The 20974-nt window shown below is 30.1% G+C and carries 22 protein-coding genes and 1 other annotated feature; all 22 genes read right to left on the bottom strand.

The genetic code is table 11. The annotated features are described in order from the left end of the window. Positions 1-369: 369 nt before the first annotated feature. Positions 370-2043 carry a ribonuclease J gene (locus HF850_RS11375; RefSeq protein WP_169105562.1) on the bottom strand — a complete coding sequence of 558 codons (1674 nt, stop codon included), beginning with the start codon at positions 2041-2043 and terminating at the stop codon, positions 370-372. A 50-nt stretch (positions 2044-2093) separates the two neighbouring features. Further along, complete coding sequence (locus HF850_RS11370; protein ID WP_169105561.1) at positions 2094-2558, bottom strand: Fur family transcriptional regulator; 465 nt, start codon at positions 2556-2558, stop codon at positions 2094-2096. Positions 2559-2622: 64 nt separating this feature from the next. Next, positions 2623-2895 carry a DUF1292 domain-containing protein gene (locus HF850_RS11365; protein ID WP_169105560.1) on the bottom strand — a complete coding sequence of 91 codons (273 nt, stop codon included), beginning with the start codon at positions 2893-2895 and terminating at the stop codon, positions 2623-2625. Between the two features lie 85 nt (positions 2896-2980). Continuing rightward, positions 2981-3400 (bottom strand): Holliday junction resolvase RuvX, encoded by a 420-nt coding sequence (gene ruvX, locus HF850_RS11360; RefSeq protein WP_169105559.1) that lies wholly within the window; start codon positions 3398-3400, stop codon positions 2981-2983. A gap of 49 nt (positions 3401-3449) precedes the next feature. After that, positions 3450-3707 (bottom strand): IreB family regulatory phosphoprotein, encoded by a 258-nt coding sequence (locus HF850_RS11355; RefSeq protein WP_169105558.1) that lies wholly within the window; start codon positions 3705-3707, stop codon positions 3450-3452. A gap of 133 nt (positions 3708-3840) precedes the next feature. Continuing rightward, a complete protein-coding gene (gene alaS / locus HF850_RS11350) occupies positions 3841-6480 on the bottom strand; it encodes an alanine--tRNA ligase (RefSeq protein ID WP_169105557.1) in 2640 nt (879 codons plus the stop codon). A gap of 74 nt (positions 6481-6554) precedes the next feature. Beyond that, positions 6555-6732, bottom strand: a binding site (T-box leader). An 89-nt stretch (positions 6733-6821) separates the two neighbouring features. After that, positions 6822-7850, bottom strand: a complete 1029-nt coding sequence (locus HF850_RS11345) for an AI-2E family transporter (protein ID WP_169105556.1) — start codon at positions 7848-7850, stop codon at positions 6822-6824. After that, the gene (locus HF850_RS11340; RefSeq protein ID WP_169105555.1) at positions 7840-8331 is read right to left on the bottom strand and encodes a PRC-barrel domain-containing protein; all 492 of its coding nucleotides are present in this window, start codon (positions 8329-8331) and stop codon (positions 7840-7842) included. Before HF850_RS11340 ends, HF850_RS11345 begins: the two co-directional genes overlap by 11 nt. A gap of 304 nt (positions 8332-8635) precedes the next feature. After that, complete coding sequence (gene mnmA / locus HF850_RS11335) at positions 8636-9721, bottom strand: tRNA 2-thiouridine(34) synthase MnmA (protein ID WP_169105578.1); 1086 nt, start codon at positions 9719-9721, stop codon at positions 8636-8638. Further along, a complete protein-coding gene (gene nifU, locus HF850_RS11330) occupies positions 9721-10158 on the bottom strand; it encodes a Fe-S cluster assembly scaffold protein NifU (RefSeq protein WP_169105554.1) in 438 nt (145 codons plus the stop codon). The genes mnmA and nifU overlap by 1 nt, the downstream gene beginning before the upstream one ends. A gap of 2 nt (positions 10159-10160) precedes the next feature. Continuing rightward, the gene (nifS, locus tag HF850_RS11325) at positions 10161-11345 is read right to left on the bottom strand and encodes a cysteine desulfurase NifS (RefSeq protein ID WP_169105553.1); all 1185 of its coding nucleotides are present in this window, start codon (positions 11343-11345) and stop codon (positions 10161-10163) included. Positions 11346-11348: 3 nt separating this feature from the next. Continuing rightward, entirely contained in the window at positions 11349-11801 is a 453-nt protein-coding gene (locus HF850_RS11320; RefSeq protein ID WP_169105552.1) for an Rrf2 family transcriptional regulator, read from the bottom strand. 77 nt (positions 11802-11878) lie between these two features. After that, complete coding sequence (locus tag HF850_RS11315; RefSeq protein ID WP_169105551.1) at positions 11879-13129, bottom strand: replication-associated recombination protein A; 1251 nt, start codon at positions 13127-13129, stop codon at positions 11879-11881. A 136-nt stretch (positions 13130-13265) separates the two neighbouring features. Continuing rightward, entirely contained in the window at positions 13266-14066 is an 801-nt protein-coding gene (locus HF850_RS11310) for an ATP-binding cassette domain-containing protein (protein ID WP_169105550.1), read from the bottom strand. Beyond that, entirely contained in the window at positions 14032-14946 is a 915-nt protein-coding gene (locus HF850_RS11305; protein WP_169105549.1) for an ABC transporter permease, read from the bottom strand. The genes HF850_RS11310 and HF850_RS11305 overlap by 35 nt, the downstream gene beginning before the upstream one ends. After that, positions 14946-15941 carry an ABC transporter substrate-binding protein gene (locus HF850_RS11300; RefSeq protein ID WP_169105548.1) on the bottom strand — a complete coding sequence of 332 codons (996 nt, stop codon included), beginning with the start codon at positions 15939-15941 and terminating at the stop codon, positions 14946-14948. Before HF850_RS11300 ends, HF850_RS11305 begins: the two co-directional genes overlap by 1 nt. Positions 15942-16261: 320 nt before the next feature. Further along, positions 16262-16675, bottom strand: coding sequence for a HutP family protein (locus HF850_RS11295; RefSeq protein WP_169105547.1), 414 nt, complete (start codon positions 16673-16675; stop codon positions 16262-16264). A gap of 216 nt (positions 16676-16891) precedes the next feature. After that, positions 16892-17713, bottom strand: coding sequence for an acetyl-CoA carboxylase carboxyltransferase subunit alpha (locus HF850_RS11290; RefSeq protein WP_169105546.1), 822 nt, complete (start codon positions 17711-17713; stop codon positions 16892-16894). After that, positions 17706-18581 carry an acetyl-CoA carboxylase, carboxyltransferase subunit beta gene (accD, locus tag HF850_RS11285; RefSeq protein ID WP_169105545.1) on the bottom strand — a complete coding sequence of 292 codons (876 nt, stop codon included), beginning with the start codon at positions 18579-18581 and terminating at the stop codon, positions 17706-17708. Before accD ends, HF850_RS11290 begins: the two co-directional genes overlap by 8 nt. Continuing rightward, complete coding sequence (locus tag HF850_RS11280; protein WP_169105544.1) at positions 18574-19926, bottom strand: acetyl-CoA carboxylase biotin carboxylase subunit; 1353 nt, start codon at positions 19924-19926, stop codon at positions 18574-18576. Before HF850_RS11280 ends, accD begins: the two co-directional genes overlap by 8 nt. Before the next feature lie 13 nt (positions 19927-19939). Further along, positions 19940-20368 (bottom strand): 3-hydroxyacyl-ACP dehydratase FabZ, encoded by a 429-nt coding sequence (gene fabZ, locus HF850_RS11275; protein ID WP_169105543.1) that lies wholly within the window; start codon positions 20366-20368, stop codon positions 19940-19942. Positions 20369-20371: 3 nt separating this feature from the next. Beyond that, positions 20372-20875, bottom strand: a complete 504-nt coding sequence (gene accB, locus HF850_RS11270; protein ID WP_169105542.1) for an acetyl-CoA carboxylase biotin carboxyl carrier protein — start codon at positions 20873-20875, stop codon at positions 20372-20374. Positions 20876-20974: the final 99 nt, after the last annotated feature.

The following is a 20974-nucleotide window of genomic DNA, read 5'->3' as shown; positions in this document are numbered from 1 at the left end:
ATTCCTCCAAACAGTATATAAACTGTGAATTTTCTATTTACTAGTTTATATCGACTTTAACATTTAAACAAGTAATAATTAAAGTATAACTTGTAAAAACTTATAACAAGCTCCTAAAGTTCACAAATAAAATTCAATTTGTTAACTCTTAATCCATATAAACATATAAATATTATTATCTATTTAAAATAACTTTTATTATGTATTTGGTCTGTTCATCAATAAACAATGTAAACCTATAAATGTTTTTTTCCAAAAGAAAATTGGATACGCAAAGTATCCAATTTCCTACATAACTATATTAAATAATACTCTTTTCAAATAAAAAAGTCAAGCATATTCAAATTTAATCATTTTTTCCAAAAAGTTCTAAAACTCCATTATTATTGGTAATATCATAGGCTTTCTCTTTGTCTTTTCATAAAGGAATTCTCTTAATTCATCCCTCATTTTTGACTTTAATGTTGCCCAGTCAGTAATTTGTTTTTCTTCACAATCTTTAAGTACTAATTTAACAATTTCTCTAGCTTCATCCATAAGACCTTCTGATTCTCTTACGTATACAAAACCTCTTGAAATAATATCTGGTCCAGATACTACCTTGCCAGTCTGTCTTTCTATTGTAACAACTACTGTTAATATTCCATCTTGAGATAAGTGTTTTCTATCTCTAAGAACAATATTTCCAACATCTCCAACTCCAAGTCCATCTACAAAGACCTGTCCCGAAGTAACACTGCCATTCTTCTTAATATAATTTCTTGTTATTTCTATAACATCACCATTTTCAGGTATCATTACATTTTTTTCTGGCATTCCAAGCTGAGTTGCAAGTTCACCATGTTTTTTCAAGTGTCTATATTCACCATGTACTGGTATAAAGAATTTTGGTCTCACTAATGAATGCATTAATTTTAGTTCTTCCTGACAAGCATGACCTGAAACGTGGATTTTATCTCCACCGTCAGATCCATATATAACTTCTGCACCTTTTTTAAATAATTGATCGACCACTTTTGAAACAAATTTTTCATTTCCTGGTATTGGTGTTGCAGAAATAATAACTGTATCTCCTTGAATAACATTTATTTTTCTATGTTCTGAAGCAGCCATTCTCGCCAATGCTGACATTGGTTCACCTTGGCTTCCAGTAGTTATAATAACTAACTTTTCATTAGGATATTTTGAAATTTGATCAACAGGAATAAGCACCTCTTTTTCTGCTTCTAAATATCCTAGTTCAATTGCAACTTGAACAATATTCTCCATGCTTCTACCTGAAACAGCCACTTTTTTATCATACTTCTGCGCTGCAGTAATTATTTGTTGGATTCTATGAACATTTGATGCGAACGTTGCAACAATAATTCTTCCCTTTGCTTTTCCAAATAGTCTTGTGAATGTTTCACCAACTACTCTTTCTGTCAAAGTATATCCAGGCCTTTCAACATTTGTTGAATCAGCCATCATTGCTAAGACACCTTTTCTACCTAACTCTGCAAATCTACCAAAATCCATCATTTGTCCATCTATTGGAGTATAGTCGACTTTAAAATCTCCCGTATGAAGCACCACTCCAAGAGGTGTATGAATTGCAATTGCAACTGAATCTGCAATTGAATGATTTGTTTTAATAAATTCTACAGATACATTATTTAATTTTATTATGTCTCTAGGCTTAACTCTTACTAATTCTGTTGAACCTAATAAACCGTGCTCTTTTAGTTTAGTTTCAACAATTCCTAGAGTTAGTTTTGTGCCATAAACTGGAACATTAATTTGTCTTAATACATAAGGTAATGCTCCAATATGGTCTTCATGTCCATGAGTTAAAAATATTCCTTTAATTTTTTCCGAATTTTTAAGAAGATATGAAATATCAGGTATTACAATATCTATTCCATACATATCATTATCTGGAAACTTCAATCCACAGTCTATTATCACAATATCTTCTTTATATTCTATAGCTGTGATATTTTTCCCAATTTCGCTTATACCACCAAGAGGAATTATCTTAACCTTCGCTCTCTCGTTTTTCATATTTCCCCTCCTTTTCCTATATTTATTTATAAACAAAGGCTTTTAACCTTTTATTCATCACTTTGTTTTTTTTGACATTCATCGCATAATCCATAAAATTTAACACTATGATCTAGTATTTTAAATTTATAATTATTCTCAATATTAGATTCTAGTTCATCTAACAAATCATCTTGAACTTCTAATACTTTATGACATTGATTGCAGATTAAATGATGATGTCTATGTGTTTCATCTGAATGTAGTATCTCATATCTACTACATCCATCATTAAGGTCTAATCTAGATATAACACCTAATTCTTCTAATAACAATATTGTTCTATAGACAGTTGCCAATCCAATTTCTGGGCAATTCTTTTTAACTTCGTCATATATCTCTTCAGCAGTTAAATGTTTACCTTCATTATCTATAATAGTATCAACTATAGATCTTCTTTGAGGAGTTAGCTTATATCCTTTTTTCTTTAAATCTTCTTTTAAGGTATTCATATCAATTAATTTTGATTCATCCATAATAACACCTCACTTTACTCAATTTCATATTGCTATTCGAATATTATATAATATTATTATACTATTATTCAATTATTCCATCTTCACTAAGAGTTTCATATGTTTCTAATACCATAGCAAATTCATCATCATCGTCTTCTAATGCTAAAAATAATTCACTTCCATCTTCATCTTTAAAGATTTTAAAAGCATATGCTTCATCACTTTGTTCAAAAGCTGGTGTTGCTATTATATATTGACCTTTTAATTTTTCTATTTCAAAGTACATAATAACCTCAAATTTAACATCATTTCCATTTTCATCAGGTATATATACGTATTTAGCGTCTTTATCCATTCTAGTAATTCCTTTCTTATTAGTTTAATATATATTAATTCTTATCTATTCTAGAATAAGAATTGCTTTCAAATTATTGTATTTTTTATAATCTTGAAATTCTATCTAAATATCCTTGCAATATGTACGTTGAAGCTACCTTATCAACTATCTTTTTTCTTTTATTTCTTGATAAATCTGCTTCAAGCATAGCTTTGTGTGCAGCTACTGTGGTTAATCTTTCATCCCAAAATTCTACTTTTATTTTCAATTCTTCTTCTACTAGCTTTCCAAATTCCATTGCAATCTCACCAGATGGTCCTATAGTACCATTCATATTTTTAGGCAATCCAATAACAATAGTTTCCACACTATAATCATCACATATTTTCTTTAAATCTTCAATATCTTTTCCTTTATTATTTCTTCTTATCGTAGTTAATCCTTGTGCTGTAAATCCTAAAGGATCACTTATTGCAACTCCAATTGTTTTTTGTCCTAAGTCTAGTCCAAGTATTCTTTTCAAATTTACACCTCTTATAAATTAAGAGTGCCCGCTTAAAAACGGGCACTCTCTACTTTATCTCTAAATAAGATTTTATAACTTCTTCTAGTATGTCATCTCTTTCGAGTTTTCTTACTAAAGCTCTTGCTCCGTTGTAATTAGTGATGTAAGTAGGGTCGCCTGAAATCAAATATCCAACTAACTGGTTTATAGGATTATATCCTTTTTCTTGTAGCGAATCATAAACCTCTGATAGTATTGTCTTTGTAAGAGCTTCTTTATTCTTACTTAAATCAAATTGCATTGTTTGTTCAATATTGTTACTCATAATATGCTGCCTAATAGCAACTCACCCCCTTACGTATTGTCTAAGGAAACCTATCCATATTATTAACTTAATATTTTAAATTTATTCATCTAACTTATAAGTAGATTATACTCTAATTTAGATAAAAAGTATACTATTTTGCTAAAGTTTCAACTATTTTATAAGATTCATTTATTGCATCTTGTATTTTTTCTGGGCATTTACCACCGGCTTGAGCCATATCTGGTCTTCCACCGCCGCCTCCACCTAGAATAGTTGATACTTCTTTAATAAGCTTACCACAGTGTGCTCCTTTTGCTACTGCATCTTTGCTTGCCATAGCACATATAATAACTTTTCCATTATTAGCACTCATAAGTAAAACTACACTATTTTCTACTTTATCTCTTACTTTTTCGCAAACATCTCTTAATGTATCACTATCAACATCTTTCATTTCATACGAAACTACATTTATTCCATTTACATCTTTAGCACTCGCAATTATATCATCAAGTCCCATAGTTGCAAACTTAGCCTTTAATTCAGAAATTTCTTTTTCTCTATCTTTTATTTCTTTAAGATTTTGTTCTATCTTAGTTAATACTTCCTTTTGAGAACATTTTAACTTTCCAGATAATTCTTTTAAAATTTCTTCTTTTTCTCTAACAAACTTAATAGCTTCTTTTCCAGTAACAGCTTCTATTCTTCTTGTGCCTGCTGCTATTCCGCTTTCAGATACAATTTTAAATAATCCAATTTTACCAGTGTTATCAATATGAGTACCACCACATAATTCTTTTGAATATTCTCCAGCAGATACTACTCTTACACTATCGCCGTATTTATCATCAAATATTCCTATTGCTCCACTATTTTTAGCATCATTTAAGTTCATTATTTCTGTAACAACTGGTGTAACGCTTGTTATAGCTTCATTTACTAAATCTTCAACCTTTAAAATTTCTTCTTCTGTTAATCCTTCAAAGTGAGAGAAGTCAAATCTTAATCTTTCATCAGTAACTAATGAACCAGCTTGATGTACATGTGATCCAAGAACTTTCTTTAAAGCAGTATCTAATAAATGTGTTGCAGTATGGTTCTTTTTAATTCTTTCACGTCTTTCCTTATCTACTGATAAAGTCACAGTATCATTTACTTTAACTTCGCCTGATAATACTTCAACAAAATGAACAATCTTACCACCAATATTTTTCTTTGTATCTACAACTTTTGCTTTAAATGTATCATTATATATAATACCAGTATCTCCGATTTGTCCTCCCATTTCAGCATAGAAAGGAGTAATATCTGTTACTAGTATTCCTTTATTTCCTTCAGTTAATTTATCTGTGAATTCATCTCCATCAATAAGAACTTCAACTTTACCATTTAATGCATCCTTATCATAACCATCAAATTCAGTTTCAACTTCTGCACTTATAGCATCTGAAGTTTTAACATCTGCCCCCATGTAGTTAGATACTTTTCTTGCACTTCTTGCTCTTTCTCTTTGGATTTTCATTTCTTCATGGAATGCTTCTTCATCTAAAGAAAGACCTTCATCTTCTAAAATTTCTTTTGTAAGTTCCATTGGGAATCCAAAAGTATCATATAATTTAAATCCATTTTCTCCGCTTAATACTTTTTCATTATTAGCTTTTAATTCTTCAATAAATCCATTTAGAATTTCAATTCCTGAATCTAATGTTTCTCTAAATTTATCTTCTTCAATCTTGATTACTTTCTTGATGTAATCTCTCTTAGTTTCTAATTCTGGATAAGCATCCTTAGAATCTCTTATAACTACATCACAAAGATTGCAAAGAAAAGCATCTTTAATTCCTAATGTTTTTCCATGTCTTGCAGCTCTTCTAAGTAATCTTCTTAAAACATATCCTCTTCCCTCATTAGAAGGCATTATATCATCTGAAATCATGAAAGTTATTGATCTTATATGGTCAGTGATTAATCTTAATGATATATCAGTTTTTTCATTTTCACCATACTTAACTCCTGCAAGTTTTGCAACTTCATTTAGTATATTTTCTAGTGTATCTATTTCAAATATACTATTTTTACCTTGCATTACAACAGCAAGTCTTTCAAGACCCATACCTGTATCTATGTTAGTACTTGCAAGTTTTTCATAGTTTCCTTTTCCATCACCATCAAATTGAGTAAATACAAGATTCCATACTTCTATTATCTTATCTGCATCAGATAATTCTATAAATTCTTCTGCATTCTTAGGAACTTCATCAGTTCTGCTGAAGTGAATTTCTGTACATGGACCACAAGGACCAGCACCATGTTCCCAGAAGTTATCTTCTTTACCTAATCTAAATATATGACTCTTATCCACATCTGTTAATGTAGTCCAATATTCATAAGCTTCATCATCATCTAAATAAATAGTAACATATAATTTTTCTTTTGGCATTTCTAATACTTGAGTTAAGAATTCCCAAGCCCATGGAATTACTTCCTTCTTAAAATAATCTCCAAAAGAAAAGTTACCAAGCATTTCAAAGAAAGTCCCATGTCTGCTTGTTATACCTACGTTTTCTATATCACCTGTTCTTACACACTTTTGGCATGTAGTAACTCTTCTGCATGGTGGCTCTTGAAGTCCTGTAAAATAAGGTTTTAATGGAGCCATACCTGCATTTATTAACAATAAGCTGTTATCATTTTTTGGCACTAAAGAGAAACTATCCATTTTTAAATGTCCCTTACTTTCAAAGAACTTTAGATATGCATCTCTTAAGTCATTTGTTTTTGTAAATTTCATAAAATCTTCCTCCATATATATTTTTCATATTGTGTAGTTCCCTAAATATCAAAAAAACTCTCACCCCTATAAAAACAAGGGACGAAAGTTAGAATTCCGCGGTACCACCCTAATTATGTACTAAACAATACATCACTCAGAAAATTTATAGCTCATAGGTAGCTTCGAAATTACCCAGGCAAGAAGTTTTCACCAGCCACTTCCTCTCTTAATATCCTTAATAATTCTACTTTTCCTATTCATCGCTTAAATATTTTATTATTTCACCAAAATTATATTTCATATAGATAATTATGTCAATATAAAACCATTGCAACATATTTTATAAACACATTGAATTTTTAAAATAAGTAATAATTAATATCTTCATAGAGTACTTTTATAATTACTGCTATGGGAATTACTAATACCATTCCTACAAATCCTCCTAATTCATCTCCAATTAAAAGAAGGATTATTATTACAAAAGAATGTATTTCTGTACTGTCACCTGTAATTTTAGGTGACAATATATTTCCCTCAATCTGTTGTATAATAAACATCCCTATAACTACCCACAAACACTTTATAGGAGAATCAATAAGCGCAACAACAGCTGCTGGTATAATTCCCAATATAGGTCCAAAATACGGTATTATATTAAACAATGCATTAATAAGCGAAATCCATATAGGAAACTTAACCTTTAATATTATAAGAAGTATAAATGTAAGTAGTCCTATTATTCCACATAAAAGAAGCTGACTTGCTATATAGCGACTAAGCACCATATCTATATCAGAAATAATTCTTTTTGTAATTTTTCTTTTTGATATAGGAAAAATCAACATAAGTTTTTCATATATTTCTTCCCCTTCACCTAATAAATAATAAATCATTACAGGACATATTGCATACGATATTAAATTGCTACTTACATTAATCAAAATATCAACAAAATTATTGAGATAATTATATATAAATCCATTTACCTTTTCTAATGCTGTATTATAAATTTTTTGCAATATAGGTATCTTATCAAAAATACTATTATCTATTATTCCTTGAAAAAATCCTCCAATACTATCTATCATATTGTTTATACTCTCAGCTTCATTAAATAAGCTTGGAATAATAACTACAAAAAACGAAACAAAAATCCCAATTAGAAGAATTATAATAAAAACAGAAGCTATCTTCCTTTTCATTTTAAGCTTTCTTTCAAAAAATCTTCTCGTAGGCATAAGTACATAAGATAAAATTATGGAAACAATAATTATATTTACAACTTTCTTTACAGAATTATTTAATACATAAAGACATATACAAAATAAAAAAACTGCTGCTATAATTGCCTTTAGTAAATACGGTTTATATTTCTTAAATTCCATACTGTCTCTCCAGCCTATGTGGCATAGTTTTTAATTTAATTTTACTTTTCCCACGATATAATATGTACTTTTCTCCAAGAATACATTCTTTAATAAGCAACACTCGTTTTCCATTTATTAATCTATCTATTATTCCCGAACTTATTATAATACCTTTTATAGAGTAATCTCGAGCATCTATTATAATATCTTCCAACACACCTTCTGTTTCGCCTAAAGTATTAATTACTTCCATATTTTTTATTTTTTTAAACTCAAGCCCATCATACTGTTCTATTCCCAATGTAATTATTTCTTTTCCTATCTCAATAATCATATCCATAGGTATATAATTCTTTTTAGAAAACAATTTATGACTTGCAACCTTAATACCTATTATTTTTTCATGAAAAAAATCTAAATACAAGTCTTCTACTATTCCTATTTTTTTGCCTTTTATATCATAAATATTTTTAATGTAGAAATCCTTTATTTTATACATATTTTTTTCTCTCTTCCTTTTATTTCAACCATTAGTATCTGATTTAATACAATAGTATTTTTACCATTTTTAAATAATTAATTCCTAAAAAATTCAAATACCCATATCATAACCTCTTATATAAAAATCTAAAAACAAAATTATTTATATCGTATCCAAAAGCGGCAACGCCCCTCTACTTAATTAAAAATATACACTGCTATAATATTGTATATAATAATTTTTTATACACAAAAAAGCCATTCATTTAAATAAAATGATTAAATCATCTATCTAAATAAAATGGCTTATATACTTCTAAATATTATAATACACTTTCGATAATTCCGCCACCAACTACAATCTCACCATCATAAAATACTACAGATTGGCCTTTTGTAATTGCTCTTTGCTTTTCTTTAAAAGAAACCTTTACCTTTCCATTAGGAAGTGGTATTAAAGTCGCTTCACTTGGTTGTGCCGAATATCTAACTTTTGCTGTAACTGTAATCTCATTTTCTAACTTATCAAAAGGAATAAAGTTAACATCAGTAGCTATAAGATCATTTCTGAATATTTCATCTTCTGATCCTAAAACCACTTCATTTGTCTTAGCGTTTATTGCAGTAACAAATACAGGTCTTCCAAGAGCTATACCAAGTCCTTTTCTTTGACCTATAGTATAATATACTATTCCTTTATGTTGTCCTAATACATTTCCTTCTTTATCAACAAAGTTTCCTGGCTTTACTCTGTCAGGTTTTGCTTCAGATATGTATTTTCCATGATTATTGTCAGAAATAAAGCATATTTCTTCACTATCTTTTTTATTATGTACAGCTAAACCTATTTCTTTGGCTATTTCTCTTATCTTAGTCTTTTCATACGCTCCACAAGGCATTAACGTATGTTTAAGCTGATCTTGAGTGAAATTATAAAGTGCATAAGTCTGATCTTTTCTATCATCATCAGATCTTATTAATAAATATCTCCCATCACGTTCTTCTATTTTTGCATAGTGACCTGTTGCAACATAATCTGCACCTATTCCTCTTGCCCTTCTTAAAAGTTCATCAAACTTTAAATGCTTATTGCATTCTATACAAGGGTTTGGAGTTCTTCCATCTATATATTCTTGAACAAACGGTTCTATAACCTTTTCTTTAAAATAATCTCTAAAATTTAAAACATAAAAAGGTATACCTAACTTATCACATACTCTTCTGGCATCTTCAACGGCTGAAAGTGAACAACATCCACCTTCTCTCTCTTCAAAACCTTTATCTTCCTGCCAAATTTGCATAGTTGCACCAATAACTTCATATCCTTGTTGCTTTAATAAATAAGCAGCAACGGAGCTATCAACTCCGCCACTCATACCTACTAAAACTTTCTTTTTAGCACTCACTATTATTCTTCTCCATGAACCATGTTGTGTAATTCATCATGATCATGTTCTTCCATTGGTTTAACATCTAAACCATTTTGTGCTCTATAATCATTGATAGCCTTGTGAATTGCTTCTTCTGCAAGAACTGAACAGTGCATTTTTACTGGTGGAAGTCCATCTAAGGCTTCAGCAACAGCCTTATTAGTTAATTCCCAAGCTTCATCTAAAGTCTTCCCTTTAATCATTTCAGTAGCCATTGATGAAGAAGCTATAGCTGATCCACATCCAAAAGTTTTGAATTTAACATCTTTTATAATGTTGTCTTCTACTTTTAAATATATCTTCATTATATCTCCACATTTAGCGTTTCCTACTTCTCCAACTCCATTTGCATCTGGAATTTCTCCAACATTTCTTGGATTTTGAAAATGGTCTAATACTTTTTCACTATATATCATTATTAATTTTCTCCCTTCTTAATAAAGTCATCCCATAATGGTGACATATTTCTTAATCTTTCTATAATTGGTGGTAATACTTCTAATACATAATCAACATCTTCTTCTGTTGATTTTTCCCCTAATGTAAGTCTTAAAGATCCATGAGCTAATCCATGTGGAAGACCTATTGCAAGTAATACATGTGATGGATCTAATGAACCTGATGTACATGCGCTACCACTTGATGCACATACACCCTTAAAGTCTAATGATAATAAGATTGATTCTCCTTCTATAAATGAAAATCTAACATTAACGTTACCTGGTAATCTCTTATCTCCTCTAGGTCCATTTAAATATGAATATGGTATTTCTTCTAATATACCATCAATCAATTTATCTCTTAAAGCACTTAATTTCTTCATGTGTTCTTCAAGATTTGAAGTAGCTAATTCAATTGCTTTTCCAATTCCAACTATTGAAGCAATATTTTCAGTACCTGCTCTTCTATTTTTTTCTTGAGCTCCTCCATGAATTAAGTTATCTATTTTTATTCCATTTTTTATATAAAGTACACCTATACCTTTTGGTCCGTAAATCTTATGACCTGCAAGCGAAAGCATATCGATATTCATATCTTGAACATCTACTGGTACATTACCTACTGCTTGAACTGCATCAGTATGGAAAAATACTTTCTTTTCTCTACATATTTCACCAATTTCTTTAACTGGTTGTATTGTTCCTATTTCATTGTTTGCAAACATAATAGATACTAATATAGTTTTATCTGTTATAGCATTTCTTAAATCATCTAAATTAATAAATCCTTCTTCATCAACATCTAAATATGTAACTTCAAAACCATGTTTTTCTAAATACTCACAAGTATGTAATACTGCATGGTGTTCTATTTTTGTTGTAATTATATGATTTCCTTTATTCTTATGAGCTGATGCAATACCTTTAATAGCCCAGTTATCAGCTTCTGATCCACCACCAGTAAAATAAACTTCAGTTGGTTTACAATTTAAAGCTGTTGCTACCTTAGCTCTTGCTTCATCTATTGCTTTTTTTGTTTCTCTTGATATTCCATAAAAAGAAGACGGATTTCCAAATTTCTCTGTGAAGTATGGCATCATTTCTTCTAATACTTCTGGTTTAACATAAGTTGTCGCTGCATAATCCATATATACGTTTTTCATATTTTATTCGCTCCTATCTGCAATTTTTATTCCACTTTGTTTTTTTAACATCTCATTATAATCATCAACGATATCTTGAAGTGTTATTGAATTCATAACATCATCTACACTTTTCTTTATCTTTTCCCATACAGACTTAGTTGCACAGCACTCTTCACTGTCACACTTAACTCCATCTATACAGTCTGCCACTTCAATAGGGCCCTCAAGTATAGTCATAATATCACCTACTGTAATTTCACTAGGATGCTTACATAATACATAACCACCCTGTGCTCCTCTTATACTTCTTATGATATTCGCTCTTCTAAGCGGACTAAATAGTTGCTCCAAATAATATTCCGAAAGATTCTGCCTTTTGGAAATTGTCTTTATTGATACAGGGGCTCCTCCATAATTAACCGCTAGTTCTACTACTGCTCTAACGCCATATCTTCCTTTTGTTGATAATTTCATTCCACCACCCCTTAAAATTTATTTTCAATTTAAATTTCATTTATATCTTATCAAAATACTCGGACTTTGTCAAACTATCATTTTTTTCCTTTAATTGAACCCCAATATCGTCTAATACTATCTTCATATTTGTTATCTTGTGCTTCATAATATTTTTTGCCTTTTAGTTCATCTGGCATATACTGCTGACTAACATAATGATTTGGATAGTCATGTGGATATTTATATCCTGTTACACCAAGCTTTTGTGCTCCAGAATAATGTGCATCTTTTAAATGCATTGGAATATCACCCACATTAAAATTATCAAGATCAGTCATAGCATGTGCTATAGCCATATATGCACTATTAGATTTAGGTAATGTAGCAAGATATATAACAAGTTCAGCTAAAATTATTTGAGCTTCAGGGAATCCAACTTTTAATGCCAGCTCAACACCAGAATTTATTACAGTAAGTGCCTGAGGATGAGCTAAACCTATATCTTCTGCTGCAATCACAGATATTCTTCTCACAATAGCATTTAAATTACCACTTTTTATGAGACGAGCCAAATAGTGAATCGCTGCATCTGGATCACTTCCTCTTATACTCTTCTGTAGAGCACTTAAAAAATTATAAAATTCATCTCCACTACTATCAGCTCTCATATTTGATTGACCTAGATTTTCAATAACTTCAGTTGTAATTTCTCTAACATATTTTAATTGTGAATTTATTGCAAGTTCCAGAATATTATATGACTTTCTATAATCTCCCTGTGATATTTCAGCTATATACTCTAATGCCTCCATTGTATAATTTACTTCTATACCTTCACTTATAAGTTTTTTTATAGATTTTTCTAGCCCTATTACTATATCTTCTTTATTAAGTGGTTTAAAAGCAAAAATATTACATCTACTTATAATAGCCTTATGTATTACAAAGTATGGATTTTCAGTTGTACTTGCAATTAAAGTTATTCTTCCATCTTCTATAAACTCCAAAAGTGCCTGCTGCTGTTTTTTATTAAAGTGCTGAAGCTCATCTATATACAAAACTACTCCATTGTAATTTAAAAGATTATCCATACTATTCGTTATATCTTGAATATCTTTAACACTTGCAGTTGTAGCATTCAGCTTATAAAACTTTTTATCCACATATTTAGCCATAATATTAGCCAGAGTAGTTTTTCCTGTTCCTGGTGGTCCATAAAATATACAATTACAGATATTATTACTTTTTATCAAATTCCTTAACGGTTTTCCTTCACCTAATATCTGTTCCTGTCCAACAAAATCTTCTATCTTATCCGGTCTCATCAAATCTGCTAGCGGCCTCATGAACTTCACCTCTTATTTTATCATTTACGCTAAATATTATTATACCAAAATATATAAAATAGGAAAGAAAATAATTTATAACAAAAATAATGTGTATATAATATAAGTATCATACACACATTATTTTTAATTCTATCTAGCCAAACAATGCTCTATCACTAAATCCTTCTTCACCATCATTACTTGCATTTTCAAACATCTGCAATAAGCCATTAGTATCTAATTTTTCTTTTTCTGCCCCTTTAACATCTACAAGAATTTGACCTCTATGCATCATAAATAATCTATTTCCTGTTTCAATTGCATGTTTAAGATTATGAGTAACCATTAAAGTTGTTATTCCACTCTCTTTAACTATTTTTCTTGTAATATCCATTATTTTTTGAGATGTTTTAGGATCTAATGCTGCTGTATGTTCATCTAAAAGCAATAATTTAGGTTTAGACATAACAGCCATTAAAAGAGTAAGTGCTTGCCTTTGCCCACCTGATAATAAAAGCACTTTATTATAAAGCTTATCTTCAAGTCCTAAATCTAATTCTCTTAACATTTCTTTAAAATACTCAACTCTTTTTTTACTTACACCCAATCCAAAACCAAATCTTCTCCCTTTGTTATCAGCAAGAGATAAATTTTCTAAGATTGTCATATTTGGTGCTACACCTTTAAATGGATCTTGAAATACCCTTCCTATAGATTTAGCTCTTATATATTCAGGTTTATTAATTACCTCGATTCCATTTAAAATAATTGAACCAGAGTCAGCTTCTATAGTACCTGAAATTATATTTAATAAAGTAGATTTTCCTGCGCCATTAGAACCTATTATACTTACAAAATCACCTTCATCTACTTCCACAGATAAATTGTTAAATACTCTATTTTCATTAATTGTATTTGGATTAAATACTTTGGATAGTTGTTTCACTTTTAACATTTTCGTCAGCACCACCTTCTATGAGTTTTTTCTTTTTAAATTTGAATAATCCATTATTAGAACATAGTGCTACAACAACTATTATTGCAGTCATAAGCTTTAAATCATTTGCAGTAAGACCTATTATTGCACCATACTTTAATACAATTGCAATTGCACCTTTATACATAATTGCACCAATTATTGATAAAGTAGTAGCTTTAATAAAAGTAAATCTTTCAAACAAAGAACTTCCAACAATTACAGCTGCAAGTCCCATTACAACAGTACCTGTTCCCATACCTACATCTGCAAAGCCTTGATACTGTGCTGTAATTGCCCCTGCTGTTGCTGCCAAGGCATTACTTATAGCAAGACCTAAAATCTTAATTACATCTTTATTTACACCTAATGATGATACAACCTGCTCATTATCACCTACTGCTATAAGCAAAAATCCTGATTTAGTTTTTAAATATAAATCCAATAAAACTTTTACTATTAGTAATACTACTGCAATAATAACTACTGCTGGTACATTTAATTTAAACGCATTATTTACATTAAATAACGGAACATTTGCTTTCCCCATTATTCTTAAATTTACTGAATATAATCCAATCATTACAAGAATACCAGCCATTAAATTATCAATCTTTAGCTTAACATGAAGAATACCTGTTACTGCGCCTGCAATTCCTCCACCTATGGTTGCTGCAAAAATACTCACCCAAGGGTTTGTTCCCTGCACTAAAAGAGTAGCACTTATTGCTGCCCCCATTGGAAATGTCCCATCAACAGACATATCAGGAAAATCTAATATCTTAAATGTTATATAAACAGCAATTGCAACAATCGAAAATAGCAGACCTTGTTCTAAAATATTAATTAAAACATCCACTATTGAACGCCTCCAGTCACCTTCTTAGCATCTTTATTGATATCTTCTGGTATTGATATATTTAATTTTTTAGCTACATCTTCATTAATGGTAAATGACATTTCACTTAATGTTGTAATTTCAACATCTGATGGCTTCTTACCTTCTAAAATTTCAGCAGCCTTATATCCTGCTTCTTTTCCTAACTTATAATAGTCAATTCCTATTGTAGCTAAACCACCTTTCGTTACTACAGCTTCTTCTGCACCAATTATAGGTTTATTAGCATCTAAACATAACTTTCCTACTAAACTATATGCTGATGCAACTGTATTATCAGTTGGAGTATATAGAACATCAATTTCACCTAAAGCACTTGTCAAATTTTGATTTATTTCATTTACATTAGTTACGCCGATTTCTTTTACAACCAAACCTTCTTTTTCTAATGCACTTTTTAGCTCATCTACTTGAACAACAGAATTTGTTTCTGAAGTATTATAAATAACACCAATTGTCTTTGTATTAGGCAATAGTTTTTTCATTAACTTTACTTGATCTTCTACTGGAACTTTATCAGAAGTACCAGTTACATTTGTTCCTGAGCTCTTCCAATCCTTTGCTATTTCAGCTGATACTGGATCTGTAACTGCTGTAAATACTATTGGAATATCCTTAGTAGAATTATATGCTGCCTGTGCTGCTGGAGTTGCAATTGCAAAAATCAAATCTTTCTTACTATCTGCAAATTGTTTTGTTATTGTCTGAGCATTGGCTTGTTCACCTTGGGCATTCTGCTGGTCGAAAGAAATATTCTTTCCTTCTTCGTAACCTTTTTCTTTAAGTGCATCAACAAATCCTTTATTAGCACTATCTAAAGCATCATGTTGAACTAATTGTACTACCCCAACATTTTTCACATCCCCTAAAGAACTACTTGAACTACCACATCCTACTAATGCTGTACCTATCATAATTGAACATAACAGCATTGCTAATTTTCTTTTTCCTACCATATTTCTATCCCCCTAATATTAATCATTATCAACTTTAAAATTTTTCTCATATAATTCCTAATAAAAAAATAATAAATATACACTTATATTTATGATAAATACTTAAAAAAATTGATAATAATTTAAAAATCTTTTAAGATATATTATCATATTTTGATTTTTTTGTAAAGTTTACTTATAATTTCAAAAATTTCTCTTAAATTTATTAAATTATTTACATTTAAAATTTAAATATTTTTCATTCCTATAAATAATTAATTTCATAAAATGAAAATAGCTTTTATGATAAAAAATATTAAAATCATAAAAGCTATTTTTATTTATATAGGAAGTGATCTATGACCTATGCCAATAACAACTTCATCTAAATGAAGTAATCCTATACTCAAAAATATACATACTGATATATGCTCTCCACCCCTAGCTATTCCAATCTTTCCACCTACATTTTGACCACTTGCTCTATTTTTCACTTGAATTATGGCATCTCTAGCAGCTCCAATTACAGCTCCTTCATGTAAATGTTCCTCTCTAATAAGTCCATTTCTTTTAGATGCTACTAATGCACTTTCTAATATTTTAGATATAGATGTATTAATATTTCCACCAATGTTTACTGCTGTAACTTTAATACCTTTTTCCAAATATATTTTTTTCAGTTCATTTTCTTCTTCTCTCTCACATATGGCCATTCTTGTTGCAATTTTTGCAATTCTTGTACTATTGCTTTCCATACAACTTGTATCTCCCTTCATAATTTATAAATCAAAATTATATATCTAAATAATATTTTTTATTCCTTATATTGTCAACGCAACATTTTATACTATCTCTTTTCACATCTTATCATTCGTAACTCTATGAAGCCACAAAAAATCACTTTACAAATAAAAAATACAATAAAAAAGATACTTAAAATTATTTTAATAATTTTAAGCATCTGCTAACTTTTAATAAAAATCACCCATTTTTCTAAATTTAGTATACCTATCTTCAACAAGCTTATCTATATCCACATCTTTCTTTCCCTTTAAAAACGCTAATATACTATTCTTTATAGTCTCACAAGTTTTCATAGGATTTTTATGTGCTCCACCTCTAGGTTCTTTTATTATTTCATCTATTATTCCAAATTCTTTTAAATCTTTTGCTGTAATCTTCATAACTTCTGCTGCTTCTTTTGCACGACTAGCATCTTTCCATAAGATTGATGCAAATCCTTCTGGCGAAAGTATTGAATAAATAGAATGCTCAAGCATACATATTTTATCTGCAACAGTAAGAGCTAAAGCCCCTCCACTTCCACCTTCACCTGTTACTATTGAAAATATTGGAGTTTTAATTCTACTAAGTTCAAATAAATTAGTTGCTATAGCTTCACCTTGCCCTCGTTCTTCAGCACCAAGACCACAAAATGCACCTGGTGTATCTACAAAGCATATTACAGGTCTTTTAAACTTTTCAGCCTGCTTAATTAAACGAAGAGCCTTTCTATAACCTTCCGGGTTAGGCATTCCAAAATTTCTTTTTATATTTTCATTTGTATTAGCACCTTTAGTTATAGCTATTATAGTAACATTTATGTTTCCAAGAGAGCCAATCCCACCAATTATAGATTGGTCATCACCAAATCTTCTATCACCATGGAATTCTATAAAATCATTAAATATATTTTCTATATAAAACTGCCCTGTTGGTCTTTCTCTATGTCTTGCAATTTCAACACTATCCCATGCACTACTAGTATTGACCTTAAAAAAATCCTTATTCATAACTTCTCACTCCATGTAAAACTAGAATTTTATATAATAAAGCTCTAAGATCTGTTCTCTTTACAATAGCATCTATAAAGCCCTTTTCTAATAAAAATTCTGCTTTCTGAAAATTATCAGGCAATGTTTCCTTTATAGTATTTTCTATTACTCTCCTGCCAGCAAAACCAACTAATGCATCTGGCTCACTCAAAATTATATCACCTTCCATTGCAAAGCTTGCTGTCACTCCTCCTGTTGTAGGATCTGTTAAAACTGAAATATATAAAAGTCCTTCCTCATTATGTTTTGCAAGTGCTGCACTTACTTTTGCCATCTGCATAAGTGAAAAAATTCCCTCTTGCATTCTAGCTCCACCAGATGTTGTGAAAATTATTACTGGAAGTTTATTTTTAGTAGCATATTCAATCAATCTAGTAAGCTTTTCACCTACAACAGTTCCCATACTTCCCATCATAAAAAAACTATCCATAATGCCACAAGCTGTTACCAATCCATTAATTTTACCAACACCAGTTACAACTGCCTCATTACTTGCAGACTTTGTCATACTCTTTTTTATCTTTTCCTCGTAACCTTTAAAATTCAAAGGATCAACTGTCTTTAAATCTTTCCACATTTCATTAAAAGTATCTTGGTCAAAAATCATTTTTATTCTTTGTCTTGCATTAATTCTAAAATGGTGACCACAAGATGTACAAATATACTTAGAATTTTCTAAGTCTTCATAATAAATAATTCCATTACACTTTTCACATTTAGTCCACAAACCTGAAGGTATATTAGGTTTCTCTTCTGGTTCTGCTTTTTTTAACGCTACTGGTTTAACAGTAGCATATTGTCTTTTTATAAATAAGTCCTTAAGCATTCTTCTTCACCATCTTTTCTTCTAAAAATGAAGTATCATACTCTCCTTCTAAAAATTCATTAGTTTCTAAAATTGAAAGATCAAATTTAATGTTAGTTTTAACTCCTCCAACTGCAAATTCAGATAAGGCCCTTCTCATTTTTACTATAGCCTCATTTCTATCATTTCCAAAAGTTATAACTTTGGCAATCATAGAATCATAACAATGTGGTATTTTATATCCACAAAAAATTGCTGAATCTATTCTTACTCCCATTCCACCTGGAACGCATAATTCTTCAATCTTTCCTGGACATGGTCTAAAATCATGCTCTGGATCTTCAGCATTAACTCTACACTCAATTGCATGTCCCTTAATTTTTATATCATCTTGAGAAAAATTTAAAGTTTCTCCTGCTGCAATCTTAATTTGTTCTTTAACAAGGTCTATTCCTGTTATCATTTCTGTAATAGGATGTTCAACTTGTATTCTCGTATTCATTTCCATAAAATAAAAATTATTGTCTTTATCATATAAAAATTCTATTGTTCCTGCATTTTTATAATCAACAGCGTTAGCTGCTCTTTTTGCTATTTCACCCATTTTCTCTCTAAGTTCTTCTGTAAGAACATTAGAAGGAGCCTCTTCCAGCACTTTTTGATTTTTTCTCTGCATTGAACATTCTCTTTCACCTAGGTGAACAATATTACCATGTTCATCAGCAAGTATTTGAAATTCAATATGTTTTGGTTTTTGAATAAATTTTTCTAAGTATAAAGTATCATCTCCAAAGCATGCTTTGGCTTCTGCTTTTGCTGTTTTAAATCCCATAAGAAATTCTTCCTCATTAAAAGCAATTCTTATTCCTTTTCCTCCACCACCTGCTGCTGCTTTTATCATTATTGGATATCCTATACCTTCAGCAATTTCAAGAGCTTGATTTTCATCACTAATTTCACCCTCAAATCCTGGAACTACTGGTACATCTGAAGCTTTCATAATCTTTCTAGCCATAGCCTTATTTCCTATTAAATCAATAGTTTCATAATCAGGTCCTATAAATTTAATATTGCATTGTCTACACATTTTTGCAAATTTTGAATTCTCAGATAAAAATCCAAATCCAGGATGTATAGCATCTGCTCCAGTAAGGACACATGCACTTAATATGTTTGTAATATTTAGATAACTGTCTTTAGGCATTGCTGGACCTATGCAGACCGCTTCATCTGCAAGCTGAGTATGAAGTGCTTCTTTATCAGCTTCAGAATATACAGCTACTGTACTTATTCCCATTTCTCTGCATGCTCTTATTATTCTTACAGCAATCTCTCCCCTATTTGCAATTAGAACTTTTTTAAACATAACATCACCTATCCTAGACTATAGCAAATAATATTTCTGCTTCACATACAATTTTTCCATCAACACTTGCAGTACCTTTTCCAACACCAATTGTACCCTTTAGTCTAACTATTTCACAACATAAATCTAGTCTATCTCCAGGTACTACTTTTTCTTTAAATCTTGCTTTATTCACACCAGCAAGAATAGGAGTTTTACCTTTAAACTGCTCCATAGAAAGTATTGCTACAGCACCTGTCTGAGCTAAAGCTTCAATTTGAAGAACTCCAGGCATAATTGGCATATCTGGATAATGCCCTTGAAAAAATGGTTCATTTGCAGAAAGATTTTTATAACCTTTTACATATAATTTATCTACAATATCTATTTCAGTAACTCTATCAATTAAAAGCATAGGATATCTATGAGGTAAAATTTCCTTTATTTCGTTTATTTTTAGCAATTTTTATTCCTCCCTAATCTTGAACAACGGTTGTCCGTATTCTACCATATCTCCATTTTTAACCAAGCATTTAACAACAGTTCCAGTAAATTCACTTTCAATTTCATTCATAAGTTTCATAGCTTCAATAATACAAATAACTTTTCCTCTTTGTATTACATCTCCTTCGCTTACAAAAGGATCGCTTTCTGGAGATGCCTTAGCATAGAATGTTCCAACCATAGGAGATGTAATTATACTTAACGCATCATCATCTTCAGCTTCCTGCTTAACTTCATGTTTTGCTTCCTTTACTATTTCTTCACTATTATTTAAAGAATTCATGACTGGAGCAGTTACTATTCTTTCATTCTCCTGTATTATTTCTTTCCTCTCATTATTATCATTAGAATCTCTATTTAATGACTTATCCATTTTTATATGTTCATTTCCATCACCAAATTCAAAAAAAGCTAAACTTGAAGAATCAATAAGTTGTATTAATTCTTTAATTTGTTCAAATTCCATAGAATAACCTCCTACACTATTTCGATAGTGTAAAGTTGTTTACACTACGCTTTTTAATTTTTCTTTATATTTCAAGGGTTCCGACCGTTTTTTTGTATA

The sequence above is a fragment of the Clostridium sp. SM-530-WT-3G genome, from assembly GCF_012843905.1.
Lineage (GTDB): Bacteria > Bacillota > Clostridia > Clostridiales > Clostridiaceae > Clostridium.
This window is presented reverse-complemented; position numbering and strand designations above follow the sequence as displayed.